The 18,964-nt window shown below is 33.2% G+C and carries 8 protein-coding genes, 1 tRNA gene and 1 pseudogene; 5 read left to right on the forward strand and 5 right to left on the reverse strand.

The annotated features are described in order from the left end of the window. Positions 1 to 579: 579 nt before the first annotated feature. The gene (locus tag EMN46_RS03670) at positions 580 to 3,759 is read right to left on the reverse strand and encodes a glycoside hydrolase family 2 TIM barrel-domain containing protein (protein ID WP_154199319.1); all 3,180 of its coding nucleotides are present in this window, start codon (positions 3,757 to 3,759) and stop codon (positions 580 to 582) included. 232 nt (positions 3,760 to 3,991) lie between these two features. Here EMN46_RS03670 and EMN46_RS03675 point away from each other — a divergent pair, with 232 nt between their 5' ends. Continuing rightward, a complete protein-coding gene (locus tag EMN46_RS03675; RefSeq protein WP_195715174.1) occupies positions 3,992 to 5,152 on the forward strand; it encodes a family 16 glycosylhydrolase in 1,161 nt (386 codons plus the stop codon). A 359-nt stretch (positions 5,153 to 5,511) separates the two neighbouring features. Here EMN46_RS03675 and EMN46_RS20170 read toward each other — a convergent pair. Next, positions 5,512 to 6,054 (reverse strand): annotated as a pseudogene (locus EMN46_RS20170) (sulfatase); the annotation flags it as partial. 17 nt (positions 6,055 to 6,071) lie between these two features. Beyond that, on the reverse strand, positions 6,072 to 6,914 hold the full coding sequence (locus EMN46_RS20175) for a sulfatase (RefSeq protein WP_255447690.1): 843 nt from the start codon (positions 6,912 to 6,914) through the stop codon (positions 6,072 to 6,074). Positions 6,915 to 7,447: 533 nt separating this feature from the next. On the opposite strand from EMN46_RS20175, the gene EMN46_RS03685 reads away from it, so the two are divergent. The 3 genes from EMN46_RS03685 to mobC all read left to right on the forward strand — a co-directional run bounded on the left by EMN46_RS03685 (position 7,448) and on the right by mobC (position 12,201). Beyond that, positions 7,448 to 9,067, forward strand: a complete 1,620-nt coding sequence (locus tag EMN46_RS03685) for a sulfatase (protein WP_154199321.1) — start codon at positions 7,448 to 7,450, stop codon at positions 9,065 to 9,067. 261 nt (positions 9,068 to 9,328) lie between these two features. Continuing rightward, on the forward strand, positions 9,329 to 10,834 hold the full coding sequence (locus tag EMN46_RS03690) for an alpha-L-fucosidase (protein ID WP_154199322.1): 1,506 nt from the start codon (positions 9,329 to 9,331) through the stop codon (positions 10,832 to 10,834). A 989-nt stretch (positions 10,835 to 11,823) separates the two neighbouring features. Further along, positions 11,824 to 12,201: a plasmid mobilization relaxosome protein MobC gene (mobC, locus tag EMN46_RS03695; RefSeq protein WP_154199323.1), complete on the forward strand. Its 378-nt coding sequence runs from the start codon at positions 11,824 to 11,826 to the stop codon at positions 12,199 to 12,201. A gap of 224 nt (positions 12,202 to 12,425) precedes the next feature. On the opposite strand, the gene EMN46_RS03700 is transcribed toward mobC, so the two are convergent. Together EMN46_RS03700 and EMN46_RS03705 are read right to left on the reverse strand one after the other, a co-directional pair. Further along, a complete protein-coding gene (locus EMN46_RS03700; RefSeq protein WP_154199324.1) occupies positions 12,426 to 13,643 on the reverse strand; it encodes a site-specific integrase in 1,218 nt (405 codons plus the stop codon). A 310-nt stretch (positions 13,644 to 13,953) separates the two neighbouring features. Continuing rightward, positions 13,954 to 14,038, reverse strand: a tRNA-Ser gene (locus EMN46_RS03705). Positions 14,039 to 14,704: 666 nt separating this feature from the next. Between EMN46_RS03705 and EMN46_RS03710 the strand changes: the two genes are divergently transcribed. After that, positions 14,705 to 18,796, forward strand: coding sequence for a hybrid sensor histidine kinase/response regulator transcription factor (locus EMN46_RS03710; protein ID WP_154199325.1), 4,092 nt, complete (start codon positions 14,705 to 14,707; stop codon positions 18,794 to 18,796). The last annotated feature ends 168 nt before the right edge of the window (positions 18,797 to 18,964 follow it).

Genomic DNA, 18,964 nt, shown 5'->3' on the forward strand with positions numbered 1-18,964 from the left:
TATATTAGGGGAAATATCTTAAATTAAGATGGGTATATAAGATTTAGAGAATGATTGGGGTTTGTTTACAGACAGTTGTATTTGTTTGAGTTAGTGAGGTTTTATACGCTGTGAACTGCTTTTTTTTAATATATCTCGCTCAATTATTGCCTCAGCAAGTTCTTTCTTTAACCTGAATAGTTCAGATTCCTCTTCTGTCAGCTTTGGCTTACCATTGCCAAGGAAACTTGTTCCTGGATAGCTTGCAAACTCACTACGCCAGTGATAAATAAGTTCTGGACGTACTTCGAGTTCATGATCTGGTTCTTTTATGTTTGCTTTAGAATAGCTTAACTAAACAGTATTCAATCTAAACTCTACTGAATTTTCGTCTCTCTTGTTCTATTTTCTAAGATATAAATTATTAAACTTCTTATGTCTTAACTCACTATCCTTGTGGATGTAATAACTCCTCTCGCATGTCAGAACTATCTTTTTAAGAAAGATCCTTTTTATCATTATTTTGATGCAGATAGTGCATAAAAAGGGCGTTGAAAAAAACAACGCCCAATTTAAAATTATACTACGTAGAGTATGATGTTATTTCAGAGGTGAGATTCTAAAAGAATAACTATATTTTCCTGAATGGATTTGGTATTTTTCAATTGGCTCCGATTTTGGAGACCAAGAATCTGCACCACCAACTCCTGTTTGAATCAAATCGATATTTAGAGTATAGAAATTCTCTTTCTTCAATTCGTTGGTGTGTCTTACTGATTCTAAAGATTCAGCAGTCCAAGGCCAAACGGATGTACTTAACGCTTGTTCGCCTTTAAATTGTACACCTGCACCTTTACTATTTTGTAGTTTTAACCATCTCACTTCAGTTCTGTTACTGCATTCTTGAGGTTGTGCATATTCAAATACAAAATCAGCTACATTTCCTTTGTAAATATTCACCTCGGCAGCTTCAGAGCGATCACTATAGTTCTCCCATGGCCCTTTCCCATAATAGCTCATTTTTGAGTAATTTACAGGCACTTTTGTACTTAGTCCAACTCTTAATAGTTTAGGTAGAGATTTATCTGCATTTAGACTGTAATCTACTTTTACGGAACCATCGCCAGTAACAGTATATTTTAGCTTCAAATTAAGTTTGTCTTCAATTTTTAAAACAGAAGAAACACTTATTGCTCCATTTTGAGTTTTTACCACATTAAAAGAAGTTAGCTTAAGATTTTGAGCAGCAGTTTTCCAAAAGGCAGACTGTTTTTCTGGTCTCCAGCCACGTTCGTCATTATCTGTTTTAGGTCTCCAGAAGTTTGGTGTCATCGCACCATCAATTGTAGTATTTCCTTTTGATGTAAACTGCTGAATGTAACCATTAGCTTCAGAAATTTTTAGAACGAAGTTTTTATTGGAAAGAGTTAGCATTCCATTTTCACTTTTTTCTGATATCTCAGGAAGATTGCTTTTTGAAGATACTTTCTTATCAATGCCAATTGGAAGCTTGAATTGCTGTTTGGCGCTTTCAAATCCTTTAGCTGCCCAAAGAGTTGCTTGAGTGCTTTTCATGCTTAAGCGCAACCAGTATTCAGCACCAGGAACCAGTTTTGGTGTTTTAAAAGGAATTTTTACTTCTTGCGATTCTCCTGGGTTAATTATCAATATTGGTAAATTAGCTTGTTGGATTTTCTTTCCGTCTTGCCAAAGTTCCCATTGGAATTTGTTTGCAGAGGTATTTGTAAACCATTGGCGATTGTGAATTCGAATTAATCCTTGGTTTAGGTCTACTGCTTTAAAAGTAACAGGTTGGTATACGTATTTGCACTCTTCAATTTCAGGTTTTGGAGTACGGTCCGATGCAATAATTCCATTCAAACAGAAGTTGCCAGCATTTACTTTATCTCCAAAATCACCACCAACGGCATAGTAGTCTTTTCCATTTTCATCTTGTTGTAAGATTCCCTGATCAATCCAATCCCAAATAAAGGCACCCATTAGGTTATCATATTTGTGAATCAGATCCCAATATTCAGTCATGTTTCCAAGAGAATTTCCCATTGCATGTGCGTACTCGCAAGGCATAATTGGGCGTTTGATGTATGGATTTGTTGCCATAGTTTCTAATTGCGCCAATGATGGATACATTCTACTAATAACATCTACATAAGCAGGATCGGTTGGGTTTGCCATGTTGATGATATGATTCTTGTTCCATTTTTTTCCTAATGGAATATATTTTGCATGATTTGGATCTCCTTGAGCTCCTTCGTAGTGAACAAAACGCGTAGGATCGTAATCTTTTATCCAAGCTGCCATTGCTGCATGGTTTGGTCCACAACCAGACTCGTTTCCTAAAGACCATGAAATAATACTTGCGTGATTTTTATCTCTTTCCACCATTCTAATTGCACGATCGACAAAAGCACCAGCCCAAGTTGGCTGGTTCGAAAGTAAACCTCTTGTTGAGTGAGTTTCCACATTGGCTTCGTCCATCACGTAAATACCGTATTGGTCACATAATTCGTAGAAATATGGATCGTTAGGATAATGTGAAGTACGCACTGCATTAAAATTATACTGCTTTAGTAACTGAACATCCTTTTCCATCTCAGCACGAGAAATTACTTTTCCGCCTGTTTGATCATGATCGTGACGGTTAACACCGTAAAGTTTTACTTTCTCGCCGTTTATTAACATTACATTTCCATCGATCGTAACATCTTTAAATCCAACTTTCTGAGAGCGAGTGTCTAATTCTTTCCCATCTTTATCTTTTAGATTTAGAATAAGAGTGTAGAGGTATGGATTCTCTGCAGACCATTTTATTGGACTTTCAATATTTTGTTCTAATAATCCGAAGTAGACATTATCGCGTTGAGGATAATACTCATTCATGATTTTATTTGCGCTCACAGCAATAGGATTCATTACTTTCTTGCCTTTTGCATCGTATAAGCTTGCTTCTACACTAAGATTCTGGTAATTTGCATTGTCGATGGCCGATAATCGAGGTCTAATTTGTAGTAAAGCATCTTCTAGATTTGAATCGAATTTAGTTCTTACAAAGAAGTCGTTAATGGCAACTTTAGGCTGGCTTAGAATCATTACTTCTCTATGAATACCACTTAATCGCCAATGATCCTGATCTTCTAGAAAACTTCCTGTTGACCATCTGTAAACTTCTAGAGCCAGTGTGTTTTTTCCTTCTTTCAGATACTCAGTAATATCGAATTCGGCAGGTAAGCAACTATCTTCGCTGTATCCAACTTTTTTACCATTAACCCAAACGTAAAAAGCTGATGTTACGCCACCAAAGTGCAAGATAACTTGCTGATCATTCCAATCTGGATTCCAATTAAAATTGGTAATGTACGATCCAACTTCATTTCCCCAAGGATAATGTGGTGGTTTTAAGTTTACCTGAAAATCTGCATTCACATAAATTGGTTTTCCGTAGCCTTTTAATTCCCAATTCGAAGGAACTTCTATTTCATTCCAATTGCTGGCATCGAATTCGGTTTTATAGAAATCGGTAGGGCGATTATCCACTTTATTAGAGTAATGGAATTTCCACATTCCATTTAGCAATTGCATGGCAGATTTGGTTCTATCTCCATGTAATGCATCAGCGGTATTTTTGTACGAGTAAGTGGTAGCCCGACCCTGCATTTTATTAATTCCAAAAATGGTTTCGTTCTCCCAGTCTTTCTTTTTTTCTTGGGCTTGAGAAACCATAAACGAGAGGCACATAAATGCCATCAGTAAATTTTTCATGTGATTATATTAGTTTGAGTTTTCCTAAATAATTCGATTAAATTAATTATCAGTAAAAATAGTTTGAACTTTTTGAAAGGAGCAGATTGTTTCGTTCCAATTGTAGGGGGCATTTGTGTATTTATAAGGAAAAATGTAATTAAATGCCCCCTTATAAGTGTATATTTTATTTATGGATTATGGGGAAGAGATTGTAATATTGTTTTCTAAACATTATTATATTCTTTGTACTATGAATCAAAAATATCCACTTCTATTTCTGCTTGTATTTTTAACGACACAAATTTTTGCTGATCCACCAATTCCTCCTAAAGGATTTCGTTGGGTGGTGAATGGAATTTTTTCAGACGAATTCAATGGAAACAAGTTGAATTCTAAAAAATGGTACGATACTTTTAATGGATGGGAGGGAAGAGCTCCTGCCATGTTTATTCCAGAAGCCATATCAGTGAAAAATGGAAATCTGGAGATTAAAAGTGGTGTGTTGGATAAGCCTGTTAATGATTTTACGATTTATGGTGGAGCGGTATCTTCTAAATCTTCGAATGCGTATTATGGCTATTATGAGTGTCGTGCAAAAGCATCTAAAATTGCTATGTCTACTACTTTTTGGATGTCTAATGCAAAAGTGCCTTACGCAGATACTGAAGATACAAGAGATTCCTATAGCCAAGAACTAGATATTCAGGAATGTATTGGAGGAGGAACCGTTCATAAGAAGTTTAGAAATGGAATGAATTCAAATACACATTTTAGATATGTGAAACCGGGTGAAAAGAAAGAAACATTTATGTCGAAGGGAACTGGCGCGACTCTAAACTCAGAAGTTTCTGATGAGTTTCATACCTACGGAGCTTGGTGGAAAAATGCTAACGAAGTTATGTACTATGCCGATAATCAGCTTTTCGATACGGTAATGGTTTGTACTGATATATCATCTCGTCCATTTGATAGACCGATGAAAATAAATATGGTAACCGAAACTTACAATTGGCAACCAGCTCCTCTAAAAGAAGATTTACTTAACGACGAAATAAATACGGCCTTTTACGATTGGATAAGATCCTATGAACTTGTGAAGGTGGACAAAAAAATGAAATTGACTTATAAAGAGCCGATATATACTGAAAATATAAAACTTGAGGTGAAAAATATAGACACTTCTTTACTTGTTGATTTTACCTATAAAGCGAATCGAAATAGAAAGATTGAATTTTTATTTTTAGACCAAGATGGAAATGTTTTGCATAAGAAAAAAGTTGCTGTATATGCAGGATATGGAAACAATAATTTGGAAATTGAAATGGACAATTTTAAAAATAAGAAACCATATTGTGTTCAGGCAAAATATACTTTTAAATTAAAATTGAAAACGGTAGAAACTGTTTTTTAAGTATTGATAATTAATAGGTTAGATTTCAATATTATGTAAATAGATAACTTCTTTAAAGCTCTTACTATTGTTCTACTCACTTGGAGCTATCAATCGGAAACTCCTGTTGAAAAACCAAATGTGATTTTAATAATGACCGATTATGAGGGCTATGGGGATTTAGCTTGCTAAGGAAACCCGATTATTAAAACGCCGAATATTGATAAATTGTATTCGGAAAGTGTTCGTTTTACCATTTTTTATGTCAATATATTTATTGATGAAAATTGAATCTGGATCTAAGTAAAAACAAAAAAAACAACAAGAAATAAATATAAAGTATAAGTATTTCTTGTTGCAAGTATCTTAGAAATAAAGGATTATTTTGATTTGCGTTCACCTCTTGTGGCAGCATCTATGTAATTCTGACGTTTTTTCTCTTCTTTCGAAAGATTCTGAGCGTGTGGATCTTGCCACAATGCAGGAACTGTTTCTTTGTTCCATTCAGCATACAAACCTTTAAGTTCAGCTAATTTTTTGGGGAGTTCAGAACTTAAATCGGTATGTTCATATGGATCATTTTTAATGTCGAACAAAAAGAATTCTTTTTTATAACCAGACATTACCATTTTATATTTTCCTTTACGAACAGCATATCCAGCACCTTCAGAATATCTCCAGAACAATACTTTGTGGGGTGCTTTTTTATTTTCACCATTTAGGTAAGGTAGAAGGTTGACTCCATCTAATTTTTCTGGATTTGGATACTTAATGTCTGTAGCGGCCAATATAGTTGGGTAAATATCCAATGCTGAAATGGTTTTGTTGTATTTCTTATTTGCTTCTACTTTACCAGGCCATGAAACAAGAAAAGGGATATGAATACCTCCTTCGAACAACATTCCTTTATGTCCACGGTAAGGAGCACTGCTCGCTCCACCTAAATGACCCCATTATCACTGTAAAAGAAGATCAATGTATTATCGTACTCGCCTGTTTCTTTTAATTTTGCAATTACTTTTCCAATTCCAGCATCCATGCCTACAACCATCGCGGCATAAGCAGCACGTTTTCCATCTTCAATGTGTTTTACTTTATCGGTGTATTGCTTAGTTGCCTGAACAGGAGCGTGAGGAGCATTGTAGGCCAGGTACATAAAGAATGGTTTCTTTTCTTTATTGTATTCATCAATATACTCTATGGCCGCGTTTGTAAAATCATCTGTCAGGTACGTTATTTCTGATCGTGGAACAACTTTTCCATCTCGAAGAACTCCTGCTGTTGCTGGTTTTTTTCCTGTGTCTCCCCAGTAGTTCATTCCACCACCCCAGAATCCAAACCAGTCATCAAATCCTCGGTTGTTAGGCCAAAATTGAATTGAATCTCCTAAATGCCATTTTCCAATGGCACAAGTTTGGTAATCATTTTTTTGTAATAATTCTGAAAGCATTAACTCCGTTAATGGAAGTCCATCGTCTACTTTAGCATCGGTGTAAGGCAAATTATTTTCATGTCCGAATCTTTGTTGATAGCGTCCGGTAAGTAATCCAGCTCTACTCGGGCTGCAGTAGGGATGAGAAGCATATCCTTGTGTGAAAATAACTCCACTATTTGCTAATTGATCTAAATTTGGAGTGGGAATATCGGTACAACCATTAAATCCAACATCACCAAATCCTTGATCGTCGGAAAGAATAATTATTACATTAGGTTTTTCTTTTTTCTGAGAAATCCCAGAGAAAGTTAAAAATGCCAATACAATAGCAAGTGCTGTTTTTTTCATATCAATAAGGTTTTATTAATTTCAGATTCGTAAAATTTGCTTTATAGGCTGAATAAAACTGAATAAAACTGAATACAAAAATACAATTTACAAGATGTAAGTCTGGGGATGTTTTGGTTGAAAATAAGGGGGTTCAAAATTGAACTATACATTTTTAACTTTCTGGCATGATATTATGCATCGGCAATACGATATCTTAGTTATGGTTACAACTAGTAAGGATCAGTATTATAGTTATTTAGTGTTTTACAAGAGAGGGAGTTTATAGCTGGTATTCTTATTTTAAAAGCTTTTTGTATCGTTTAGTTTATATCTATTTACTGTTTTATTTTGATTTAAATTGATTTCCCCCCCCCTTTATCGTATTTTTTCTTAACCTGTTTTTGTTTTATATAGTTTACTTTTAATGATTGATAAATTTATTTAAACGAGATAATATAATCATTATCTGAATTTAGAAATCTTGATAAGATTTAGTAGAATGAAAAGCATTCTATTTACTATACAGAAAACTTTAAAAGTAAAAAAAAGTAATGAAAAGAAATCTAATTGGAATCTCATTGGCCGTATTAAGCCTAATCTCCGTTTCCTGTTCCCAACCGGAAGTGAAGCAAAAACCAAACATCATTTATATCATGTCGGATGATCATACGACTCAAGGATTTGGTATTTATGGGAGTCGTTTGGCTTCTCTTAATCCAACCCCAACAATTGATGCTTTTGCAAAAGAGGGGATGATATTTGACAATTGCTACGTGACTAATGCTATTTGTACTCCAAGTAGAGCATGTATCATTTCTGGTCAATACAGTAATGTAAATGGTGTACTCGATTTGGAAGGTGAAATTGGAGATAGACAATATTTACCTCAGGAATTGAATAAGTTAGGTTATGAAACTGCTATGATTGGTAAATGGCATTTGCATGATGAGCCGTCTTCATTTGATTATTATAAAGTACTTGTTGGTCATTACGGGCAAGGAGAATACTTTAACCCGGTATTTATTGAAAAAGGGATGAAGTATGAATTTCCTACAACGAAGCAAACTAAAACGATTAAAACAGAAGGTTACAGTACGGATGTGATTACAGATATTACATTAGATTGGTTGAAAAATAGGGATAAGACTAAGCCATTCTTTTTGATGCATCATTATAAAGCGCCTCATGATATGTTTGAGTTTGCTCCCAGATATAAAGATTATTTGGAGGATACTTTCATGCCAGAACCAGCAAGTTTGTACGATAATAAAAATAATGGTTCTGTTGCTACTCGTGGAGTTAATGATTCTTTGATTCATATTATTGGATCATCGGTGTCTCATCGCAATACGATACGTAATATGGGTATGCATATGGGAATCGATCAAAATATTCCAGATCCTGAGTATACTAAATTGACTTATCAGGAATATATTAAGAGATATTTAAGATGTGTGAAAGGTGTAGATGATAACTTAGCTCGTTTGTTCGATTATTTGAAGAAAGAGGGCATGTGGGAAAATACCATTATTGTTTATACTGGTGATCAGGGTTTTATGTTAGGAGAGCATGATTATATCGACAAACGTTGGATGTACGATGAATCGATGAGAATGCCTTTTATTGTTCATTATCCTGAAGGAATTAAAGCTGGACAAAGAACGGATGCTCTTATAAATAATACCGATTTTGCTCCTACTTTAATTGAATTGGCAGGAGGGAAAACTCCTGAATACATGCAAGGGAAAAGTTTCAAATCTATTTTAGAAACGGGTAAAGAACCAGAAAATTGGCGCGATGCTACTTATTATAGATATTGGATGCACATGGCTCATCGTCATGCAAATCCTGCACATTTTGGGATTCGAACTAAAGATTATAAATTGATTTTCTTTTATGGTAGATATTGGGTGGACACTGATAAGCCAGGTGCAGTATGGAATAAAGCGTCTTGGGGAAATGATTTTACAAGACACACTCCTCCAGCATGGGAATTATACGATATGAAAAAAGATCCAAAGGAGATGAATAATGTATATGATGATCCAAAATATACAGAGGTGAAAAAAATGATGAAAGAGAAGTTGAAGCAGCAACGTGAAGAGATTGGTGATACTGATGAAAAATATCCTCACATTAAGAAAATTGTTGACGAGTATTGGGATAAGTAATCGGATTATTATAAAAATGATTTTAGTAAGGAAAGACTTATTTGTACAAAGCTTATTGTAACGTGTATAGCGCTTTTGTAAAGTGAAAAATGAAGTTTGCCAGAAGAAGAACACCTTTGGGATGAATTAGAAGGACTTAGAGAGCAAATGTTTCAATTTAATAAGCCACAAAAATAGACTTATCAATTTATAAAAGTGTTAAATTAACAGAGTGGCATTGCATTTATTAAACTTAAATCTCGAAACAAATTACTATAAATAATGAAAAACTATCTATTAATTCTTTTCGCAATAGCACTATTTTCTTGCAATTCGAAACCAAAGAAAGCAAAGACTGAAACAGAAAAGCCAGTCGTAAAAACCGAATATACGGCAGATTGGGAATCGTTGAAACAGTATAAAGTACCAGAGTGGTGGTTGAACACTAAGTTTGGAATCTACTCTCATTGGGGTCCTTATTCGGTACCCGCACATGAAACGGAATGGTACTCTATGCGTATGTATCAGAAAGATAGCCCTATTCGCAAGTATCATGAAGACACTTATGGGGATTTGAAAGAATTTGGGTACAAGGATTTTATCCCAATGTTTACCGCTGAAAAATTTGATGCTGACGAGTGGGCCAAACTATTTAAAGATGCTGGAGCTCAGTTTGCTGGGCCAGTTGCTGAACATGCCGATGGATTTGCGATGTGGGATAGTAAGTTGACTAAATGGGATGCGAAAGATATGGGACCTAAGCGAGATATCGTAGGTGAAATGGAAAAAGCGGTTCGCAAGCAAGGAATGAAGTTTATAGTGACTTATCATCGTCATTGGTTGTATGCTTGGTATCCAACTTGGGATAAAAGTACCGATGCTAGTGATTCTAGATATGCAGGACTATATGGACCTTATGTTCCTGAAGGATCATTTGTAATGGCAACAGGTGATTATCCAAATCCTCCCAAAAAGGAATTTCATAAGGAGTGGTTGAATAGATTGAATGAATTAATGGACAACTATCAACCAGATATTATTTGGTTTGATAATAAAATGGATATTATTGAAGAGTCATATCGCAAGCAATTTTTAGCGAATTATTACAATAAAGCACAAGATTGGGGACGAGAAGTAGTTTGTACTTATAAATTTCATGATCTAGCTGAAGGTACTGCCGTATTGGATTTGGAACGTTCTCGTATGAAAGAGAAAAAAGAATTTCCATGGTTAACTGATGATTCAATAGATTGGAAAGCCTGGTGTGATATTTCCGATCCAAAATATAAATCGACTAACAGGTTAATCGACTTTTTGGTTGATGTAGTGAGTAAAAATGGAGCTGTATTATTGAATGTGACTCCACAGGCTGATGGTGTGATACCAGAAGGTGTAAAAACCCGTTTGTTAGAAATGGGTCAATGGCTAAAAGCGAATGGTGAAGCTATTTATGATACTCGTCCTTGGAAAGTATATGGAGAAGGACCTCAGGAAATTAAAGAAGGTCATTTAAGTGAGGATAAGAATAAAGATGCTGTTGCAGAAGATATTCGTTTCTCGACTAAGGATGGAAATTTATATGCAATTGCTTTGGATTGGCCAAAAGATAAAATGATGATTCATAGCTTAGCTAAAAAAGAAAATCTTTTAATAAAAGAGATTAAAAAGGTTAGCATGTTAACAACTGGCGAAGAATTGAAGTGGGAATTAACTAAAAATGGATTGTCGGTTGAATTACCAAAAGAAAAGCCAGGAGATTTTGCATTTGCAATAAAGATTGAATTGTAAAAAATAAGAGTGTATTTTTTATTATAGATATTATAACCTGTTGGGATTCGATCTCAGCAGGTTTTTTTAGTTTAGGGAAAAGTGTTTTGTGAGGCAAAATGCTAAATATGAAAGGAATAGCTATAATTAGGAATCAGAAGAAGATATAATCAAAGGCTATGGACATAGTTTTGTGGAGTGGGCTGAGTGTGATATTAAAAGTATGGTGAAATGTGATTGAAATTATCCATGGATTATTATGTGGAGTATTGACAATAAAATAGAGTGGATTTTTCCGGGGAGTGGTGATGCAACTGGTTATTGGACCAAAAATAAAGTGAAGAAGGTTAATTATTATTGGGATAGAACCTCTATTGTCAATTGGAAAAGTAAAGTTGTATTTTAATAAATACCGATAAGGAAAATACAATGTGGTTGAGGTCGCTCATAAATTCTCAAAATGAGTAAACGAGATTGGTTTATTAAGGTCTTTAATTGCAAATTTGGCGATTTATACGTTAAGTAATTATTCTGATTATGTCTATATTTTAGATGTAGTAGGCTTTTCATATTGGCAATCGGTTTATGATTATTTTATAAGGCATAGTTTTCGGTAGCCTTGTGTTTTATTCTACTCCTGGCTTTGTAAAGACTTTCTTTTCTTTTTTTGAATCTTTTTTCTCTTCTTTTAAAGTTATGAACAACAAATTTAATTGAAAGGGAATAGTTTAATTATGACTTAGGTTTTACAAGAAAATTTAGATGTCAATCTTATTTAAAACAATTTATTTCCCTTTTAAAGTATTTGTAGTTAATCAATAAAAAACACCCAAGTTGTTCCCAACTTGGGAAATTATCTTGTTTAAATTATTGAACTTTGATCTTACTTATACTTTAAAGAGGGGTATGCAAGATGTGTTTTTGTTCCACAAAAACGTTTGTGCTTTCCAGCAGGGACTTTCATCGGAGATGAGAAGCTTGATTCTGCGAAGGCTAATAAATGAAAAGATATGAGACCTAAAACAGTTGATCAGGATAAATTGGGAGAAGGGGTTCGGATTCGTTTGACGGAACTGGAAAAGAGATTGCTATTAAAAAGATCTCAGAGGGAAGGCTATAGAACCCTAAGTGATTTTTGCAGGGCAAAATTGGTTAAGAAAAGGGAGATCCGGAAAATCGAGGTGAGTGATGAGTTTGTAATGATTACCAAAAAACTGGACTATGACCTTAATAAAATAGGTGTAAATATTAATCAGCTTGCTAGAAATATCAATGCCCAACAGGTTTATCAATTCACAACTTCGGATCGTGAAATTTTTATGCAGGTCTTGCAAGAACTTCGAAATTGCTTTTCTGTTTTGCAGAATTATGTAGATATAATAGAATAAAGATAAAAGTCCTTCCTATGGTCATTGTGATTCTTCAAACGACTAGTACCGAGACTGCTTTCCTTTACAATGAGAAGAAAGTGGAGGAGAAGAGTGCGACATGCATATCATTTACGATATAATCATGAACTTAAAGTTATTTCCGATTTTTCTCTTGAGCTAAGTAAGGGCTCCAATAAAAATCAGAATAACTTTACTTACGCATTTTGTGAGGTATTCCTCTTTTATCGAAGTTTCCTTTTAAGTTTACTCATGTCTTTACTGACTTTTTCATTAACGACTTTTGAATAGATTTGAGTCGTACGAATATTCTTATGACCAAGCATTGAACTAATCGATTCAATTGGGACTCCATTAGCAAGGGTAATAGTTGTAGCAAAAGTATGTCTGGCAATATGAAAGGTTAAGTTTTTGTCAATTGATGCCAGGTCTGCTAATTCTTTTAAATAAGCATTTAGTCTCTGATTGCTAAAACTTGGGAATATGTGCTGCTCAGTTTTCTTTGCTGGATGATCAGCATATTTTTTTATTAAGTCGTGAGCCTGCGGTAGTATCGGGATATTCGATGGTGTTTTTGTTCTTTCACGTTCCAATAAAATCCATAGATTGCCATCTATCCCAATTCGGATATTTTCTTTAGTAAGGTTTGCAACATCTATATAAGCAAGACCCGTATAACATGAGAAAACAAAAATATCTCTCACAACACTAAGGCGAGGGAAAGCTAATTTTAAATTTTCAAGACTGAGTAATTCATCTTTATTGAGAAATCCTCTTTTCACTTCCACTAACTTAGTTTGATACTTTGCAAAAGGATCTTTATCTAACCACTCATTTCTGATGGCTAAATTGATTATTTTGCGCAAATTTTTCAAATATTTATATGTGGTGTTATTATTGCATTTTCTAACTGTTTTAAAGTAGTGCTCAAAGTCAATAATAAAAGAATATTTGAGGCGTGATAATGGAATGTCATTTAACTTGTATTGATGTTTAAGAAATCTCTTAACATGATCAAGTGTCGTGATATATCTTTTTACCGTTGCTTCAGCAAATGAGATACCTTGCAATTCTTTTATTTGATTGTTGTGATATTCAAAAACCTGGATTAAGGTTCTTTTGTTTTCCTCAATACCTAAGAATCGAGCTTTTAATTTCTTTGCAGAGATTAGATCACCATTTTTAACTATCTCTGTGTGGTGGTCATAAATGCTATTTTTTAGGACCTCCAGGAATTTATTGAGTTGTCCAGCGCCTTTCTTCTTAGTTATAGCTTTATTTAGCTTGCTATCCCAGTTTTGAGGATTAATAGATCTACCTGTAGAGATTTCAACGCGTTCATTATTTATGGAAAAACGAATGTAAATAGGGGCTTCTCCAAGCTTATTAGATCTGTTTTTTCGAATGAGAAAACTAATGTTTAGTGTTGAAAATGTATTCATACGATGATCTTTTTAGGTCATACAGGGTATGTTTATTTAATAGGATTCGTAGAATTAAGTAGTGATGCTTCATAAATTTAATAAAAAATCCTCATCTTTCAAATTATATTTTCAAGGCTAATTAAATTTAATTCGTTTTGGTTCAATTTGTTATGAGCGTGTTGGTGAACAGAGTGGGTTTTGAAATTTGTTCACCGGAGAGTACACCTTCCTATTGACTTTATTTGTATTAGAATGAATTGTGTAAAAATAGAAAAGACTGTAAATCAGTAGATTTACAGTCTTTTGGATTAGGATGATTCCTAAATTGCGGAGAGAGAGGGATTCGAACCCCCGGTACGTTGCCGCACAATAGTTTTCAAGACTACCGCATTCGACCACTCTGCCATCTCTCCTTTTTTTTAGATTGATTTTTAAGATTACCGCTCCCGAAAGCTTTCGGGACGACACTCTGCCATCTCTCCAATAAGTCTTGTTATCTGTTTTGATAACGGGTGCAAATGTAAGTTAAAAAAGATCTCTACGCAAGTGTTTTAGACAGTTCGTAAGTGATTTCTTTTTGTGAAATAAGCAATAGCTTGATAATAATGATTTTAATATGTTTTCTGGAAGAAAATAAAATTTATTTTTTAGTTGAGATTTTAAATGTCTAGTTACACGAATAAATAGATGTAAACTAAAGAACTTTAAATCTTAAATGGACATTAAACAATACAGGTACAAAAGAAGAATTGGTTTATGTGTATGAAGAAAGTTCAAATTATAATGTGCTAAAAAAGAATTGGAAAATTTTAAAAGTATAGTAAAATGCAAATAAAAGTAAAAACATCGACTTGAATGTGTTTGTGAATAGTTTAGTATTTAATGAATAAAATACTTTCTATTGGAATATTGAGACAAGAAACGATATGATAAATTTATCAGAGAATATCGTTTTTAAACAAAAAATAAATATAAAATAGTATTTTCACAACCTATTATCGTACAACGATACGACTTCTCGCTAAAAGTATATTCATACTAGTGAGTAATAATATTTACCTGTCAGTCAATATAAAATCATGTATAAATCGATAGTTATAGTCATAGTTCTATTTATGTTGCATTTTGGTTCTAAGGCTCAAAAGCAATATTCCTTTTTACAAGTTAATAATGAGGATGGCCTAGTAAGTAATCAGGTTACATGTGTGCATAAAGATCTACATGGTTTTATTTGGATTGGGACTAGAGCAGGTTTGAGTCGATATGATGGTTCCGTAATTGTAAATTACAAGCATAATTCTAGTGATTCAACATCAATTCCAGATAATTATATTAAAGGTATTCAAGAGGATGTAAAAGGTAATTTGGTTATTTTAACCAGTAAAGGTTATATCGTTTATGATGTTTATAAGGAAAGATTTTATGCAGAAGCAAATAAATATTTTGGCTTAAATAAGGAACCTACTTTTACAGATAAAATATATTGTGATAATAATAAAGAAGTTTGGATAAAGCCAAGAAGTGAGTCCCACTTTTTAAAATATACCGCTGTTGATAGTACATTGCATCGTGTATTTCCAAATAACAGAGTTGAGAACTTTAAAGTGTTAGATTTTATTCATGCAAATCATGAGTATTATTACTTATTAAATAATGGTCTTATAGAATGTTATGATGATTCTACTTATGAGCTGAAATTTACAGATGATTATCTATTGGGTAATATAGGAGGAGGAAGTTTAGTGTCTGGTTTATTTGTAGATAATGAAAAAGATATATGGGTTTATGGTAATGATAATGGAGTTTATCATTTTACATCAAAGGATCGTAAGTGGAATAACTACTCAAGTAAAACTAAGAAACTGAGTTTGTCTGGTGATATTGTTTATAAAATAATACAGGATGATAAAGGATTGATTTGGATTGCGATGGATCATGGAGGTATAAATATTATCAATAAACAATCAGGTGAAATAACAAAAATTTATCATCAATCAGATAATAGTAAAAGCATAGCAGATAATTCAGTTAGCGACTTGTTTATGGATAATAATCATATCATATGGGCAGCAACGAATAAAAATGGGTTGAGTTATTATCATGAAAACATTAATAAATTTCCTCATTACAGAAACTTATTGTCGGATAAAAAGAGTTTGCCATTTAGTGATGTAAATTGTTTTGTAGAAGACCCAAAAGGTAATTTATGGATTGGAACCAATGGCGGAGGTTTGGTTTATTTTGATAGAAAAAAGAACACTTATGTTTCATATAAGCATAATGAAAATGATATAACTAGTATAAGTAGTAATGTGGTTATGAGTTTACTTGTGGATCACAATAATGAACTTTGGATTGGTACTTATGCTGGAGGAGTGAATCGTTTTGATGGTAAGCGTTTTAAACGATATCAATTTAGTGTTAATTCATTGGATGGATTAGTAAGTAATAATGTTTGGTCGGTTATTGAGGATGATAACCTTAATATATGGATAGGTACTAATGGAGGCGGAATTGAAATTTATAATAAAGAGAAGGATGCTTTCTTTGAAATACCCAATAAAGGTAAGTTAATACTTCCTACTAAACATATTTCTAATCTATGCAAGCTTGCTGATGGTAATGTTTTTGTAGGAACAGCATATGGTACATTCATTTATGATACAAAAAAACAATCTTACAGGAGGCCTCCAGGAATTAATGATAATACGCATTTCAAATTTATACATAAGTCAGTTAATTGTTTATTTGAAGATTCAAGAGGCTTGTTATGGATTGCTTCCAATGAAGGATTAATTGTGATTAATCCACGAACTTCATTTATAAAATTGTTTACTAATGAGGATGGATTACCAGAAGACATTATGAATTGTATCGAAGAAGATGAGTTTCATTCTATATGGGTGAGCAAATCTTCTGGATTAAGTCAAATCAGGGTTAATAAATTTTCAAGGAATGATGAGTACTCTTTTCAAATTTCCAACTTTACAGAAGGAGATGGTCTACAGGCCAATGAGTTTAATCCTAATGCAAGCTATAAAACAAGTAATAATGAATTAATATTTGGAGGAATAAATGGGTTTAATCTGTTTATGACAAAAAATATTAAAAGTAATAGAATATTACCCAAGCTTGTGTTTACTGATTTTCGTGTTTATAATCAAAGTATTTCACCCAATTTAGAAGTGCGAAATGTAAAACTTTTGGATCAGTCGATAATATTCTCAGATAAGATCGAATTAAAACGATCAATGAATGTTTTCTCAATTGGTTTTGCAGCGCTTGATTTTATTATTTCAGATAAAATTAAGTATAAGTACAAATTGGAAGGTTTTAATGATAAATGGTTGATAATAGATAATAACAAACCGAGTGTAACTTATACTAATTTGAGTGCAGGAGATTATATTTTTAAGGTTAAAGTATCTTATGAAGATGGTGTTTGGAATGAAGAATATGCACAATTAAATATTACTGTTTTACCGCCTTTTTATGGAACAAAACTAGCCTTTGTTATTTATGCGCTAATTGTGATTTTATTGTTTGTGTATTATCGATATTTAATGAAACGCAAAGAAAAACTCAAATTTGCTATAGAGCAAGAAAGATTACTTGCGAAACAAAATCATGAGATGGATGAAATGAAATTACGATTTTTAACCAATGTGAGTCATGAATTTAGAACGCCTCTTACTTTGATTATAACTCCATTACAAAGATTATTAGCTCGGGTTGAATCGTCTAAAAATAAAAAGTTATTGGAGGTGATGGATCGTAATGCCAAAAGCTTGTTAGATCTGGTTAATCAGTTGCTCGATTTTAGAAAATTAGAGTTGCATGGAATGCGTTATAATCCATCTTATGGTAATATTATATCTTTCTTGGATGGTGTATTGGAAAATATTAGAGAAGGATTTATAAAGAAGAATATAGAGCTTGTTTTTCGTCATAAGTTAGATCAATTCATGTTTCATTTCGATGATGACAAGTTGCAGAAAGTAATGATGAATTTATTATCGAATGCTTTGAAGTTTACGCAAGAGAAGGGAATTGTAACGCTTGAAGTGAATGTCGATGAACACAAAAAGATGGTGGATATATCTCTTACGGATACAGGCGTTGGAATACAAAAGGAGGATATAGATAAGGTATTTGTAAGGTTTTATCAGTCTGAAAATAATAAAAAACTTGGTTTATCGGGAAGTGGTATTGGTCTAAACTTGGCTCGTGAAATGGTGCAATTGCATAATGGATCAATCTGTGTCGAAAGTGAAGAAGGTGTTGGGTCTAAATTTATTGTGAGCCTTCCGATTGAGCATGCTGAAGAAAATGTAATAGAGGATAAAGAACAAGATCACGCTATTGAATACATAGCAGAAAAAGATCAAAAGACTACTGCAAAAGAGAAATCTGTCATCCTTTTGGTAGAAGATAATTTGGATTTTAGAACATTTATGAAAGAAACTTTGCAAGATGACTTCATTGTTTATGAGGCAGCAGATGGACAAATTGGTTACGATACCGTTCATAATGTATTGCCTGATTTAATTATTAGTGATGTGATGATGCCTAATGTTGATGGATTAGAACTTTGTCAAATGCTTAGAAAAGATATACGTACTTCGCATATACCTATTATTTTATTGACAGCAAGAATTGCTGATGAGGATAAAATAAAAGGCTTGGAAATTGGAGCTGATGATTATATTACCAAACCGTTTAATATGGATTTGTTGATGTTAAGGATTAATAATTTGCTGAAGAAAAGAAGCAAGATGCAAAAGCAGTTTCAAAAAACAGTAAATATAAATCCAAGTGAAGTGCAAATTACGTCGATGGATGAAAAATTAATTAAGAAAGCGGTTGCTCTTGTTGAAGAAAATATAGCCGAAGCTAGTTTTAGCGTTGAAGATTTGAGTAAAGAACTAGGTATGAGTCGTGTTTATCTTTATAAAAAATTGATATCAATCACGGGAAAATCACCCATCGAGTTTATACGTATCATCCGATTAAAAAGAGGGGCACAATTACTCGAAAAAAGTCAGATGAATATTGCTGAAGTCGCTTATGAAGTTGGTTTTAATAGTCCTCGTTATTTTAGTAAGTATTTTAAAGAAGAGTATGGTATGTTACCTTCTGCTTATGTAAAAGCAAAAGAGAAGGGGAAATAGTTTAGATGGGTTTGATTAATGTTCCGATAAAAGACAATTGTGTATTAAGGGTGCATATTATTCCTATCTCGGAAGTGTATAAATGAAATTTATAGGGTTAAGCGTTTAGCTTAACCCTATTTTTTCGTTAAAATGAATAAACTTTTTGACGTATTTTATGATGCATTA

Origin of the sequence: Ancylomarina sp. 16SWW S1-10-2 (assembly GCF_009669305.1) — a bacterium.
Taxonomy (GTDB): domain Bacteria; phylum Bacteroidota; class Bacteroidia; order Bacteroidales; family Marinifilaceae; genus Ancylomarina.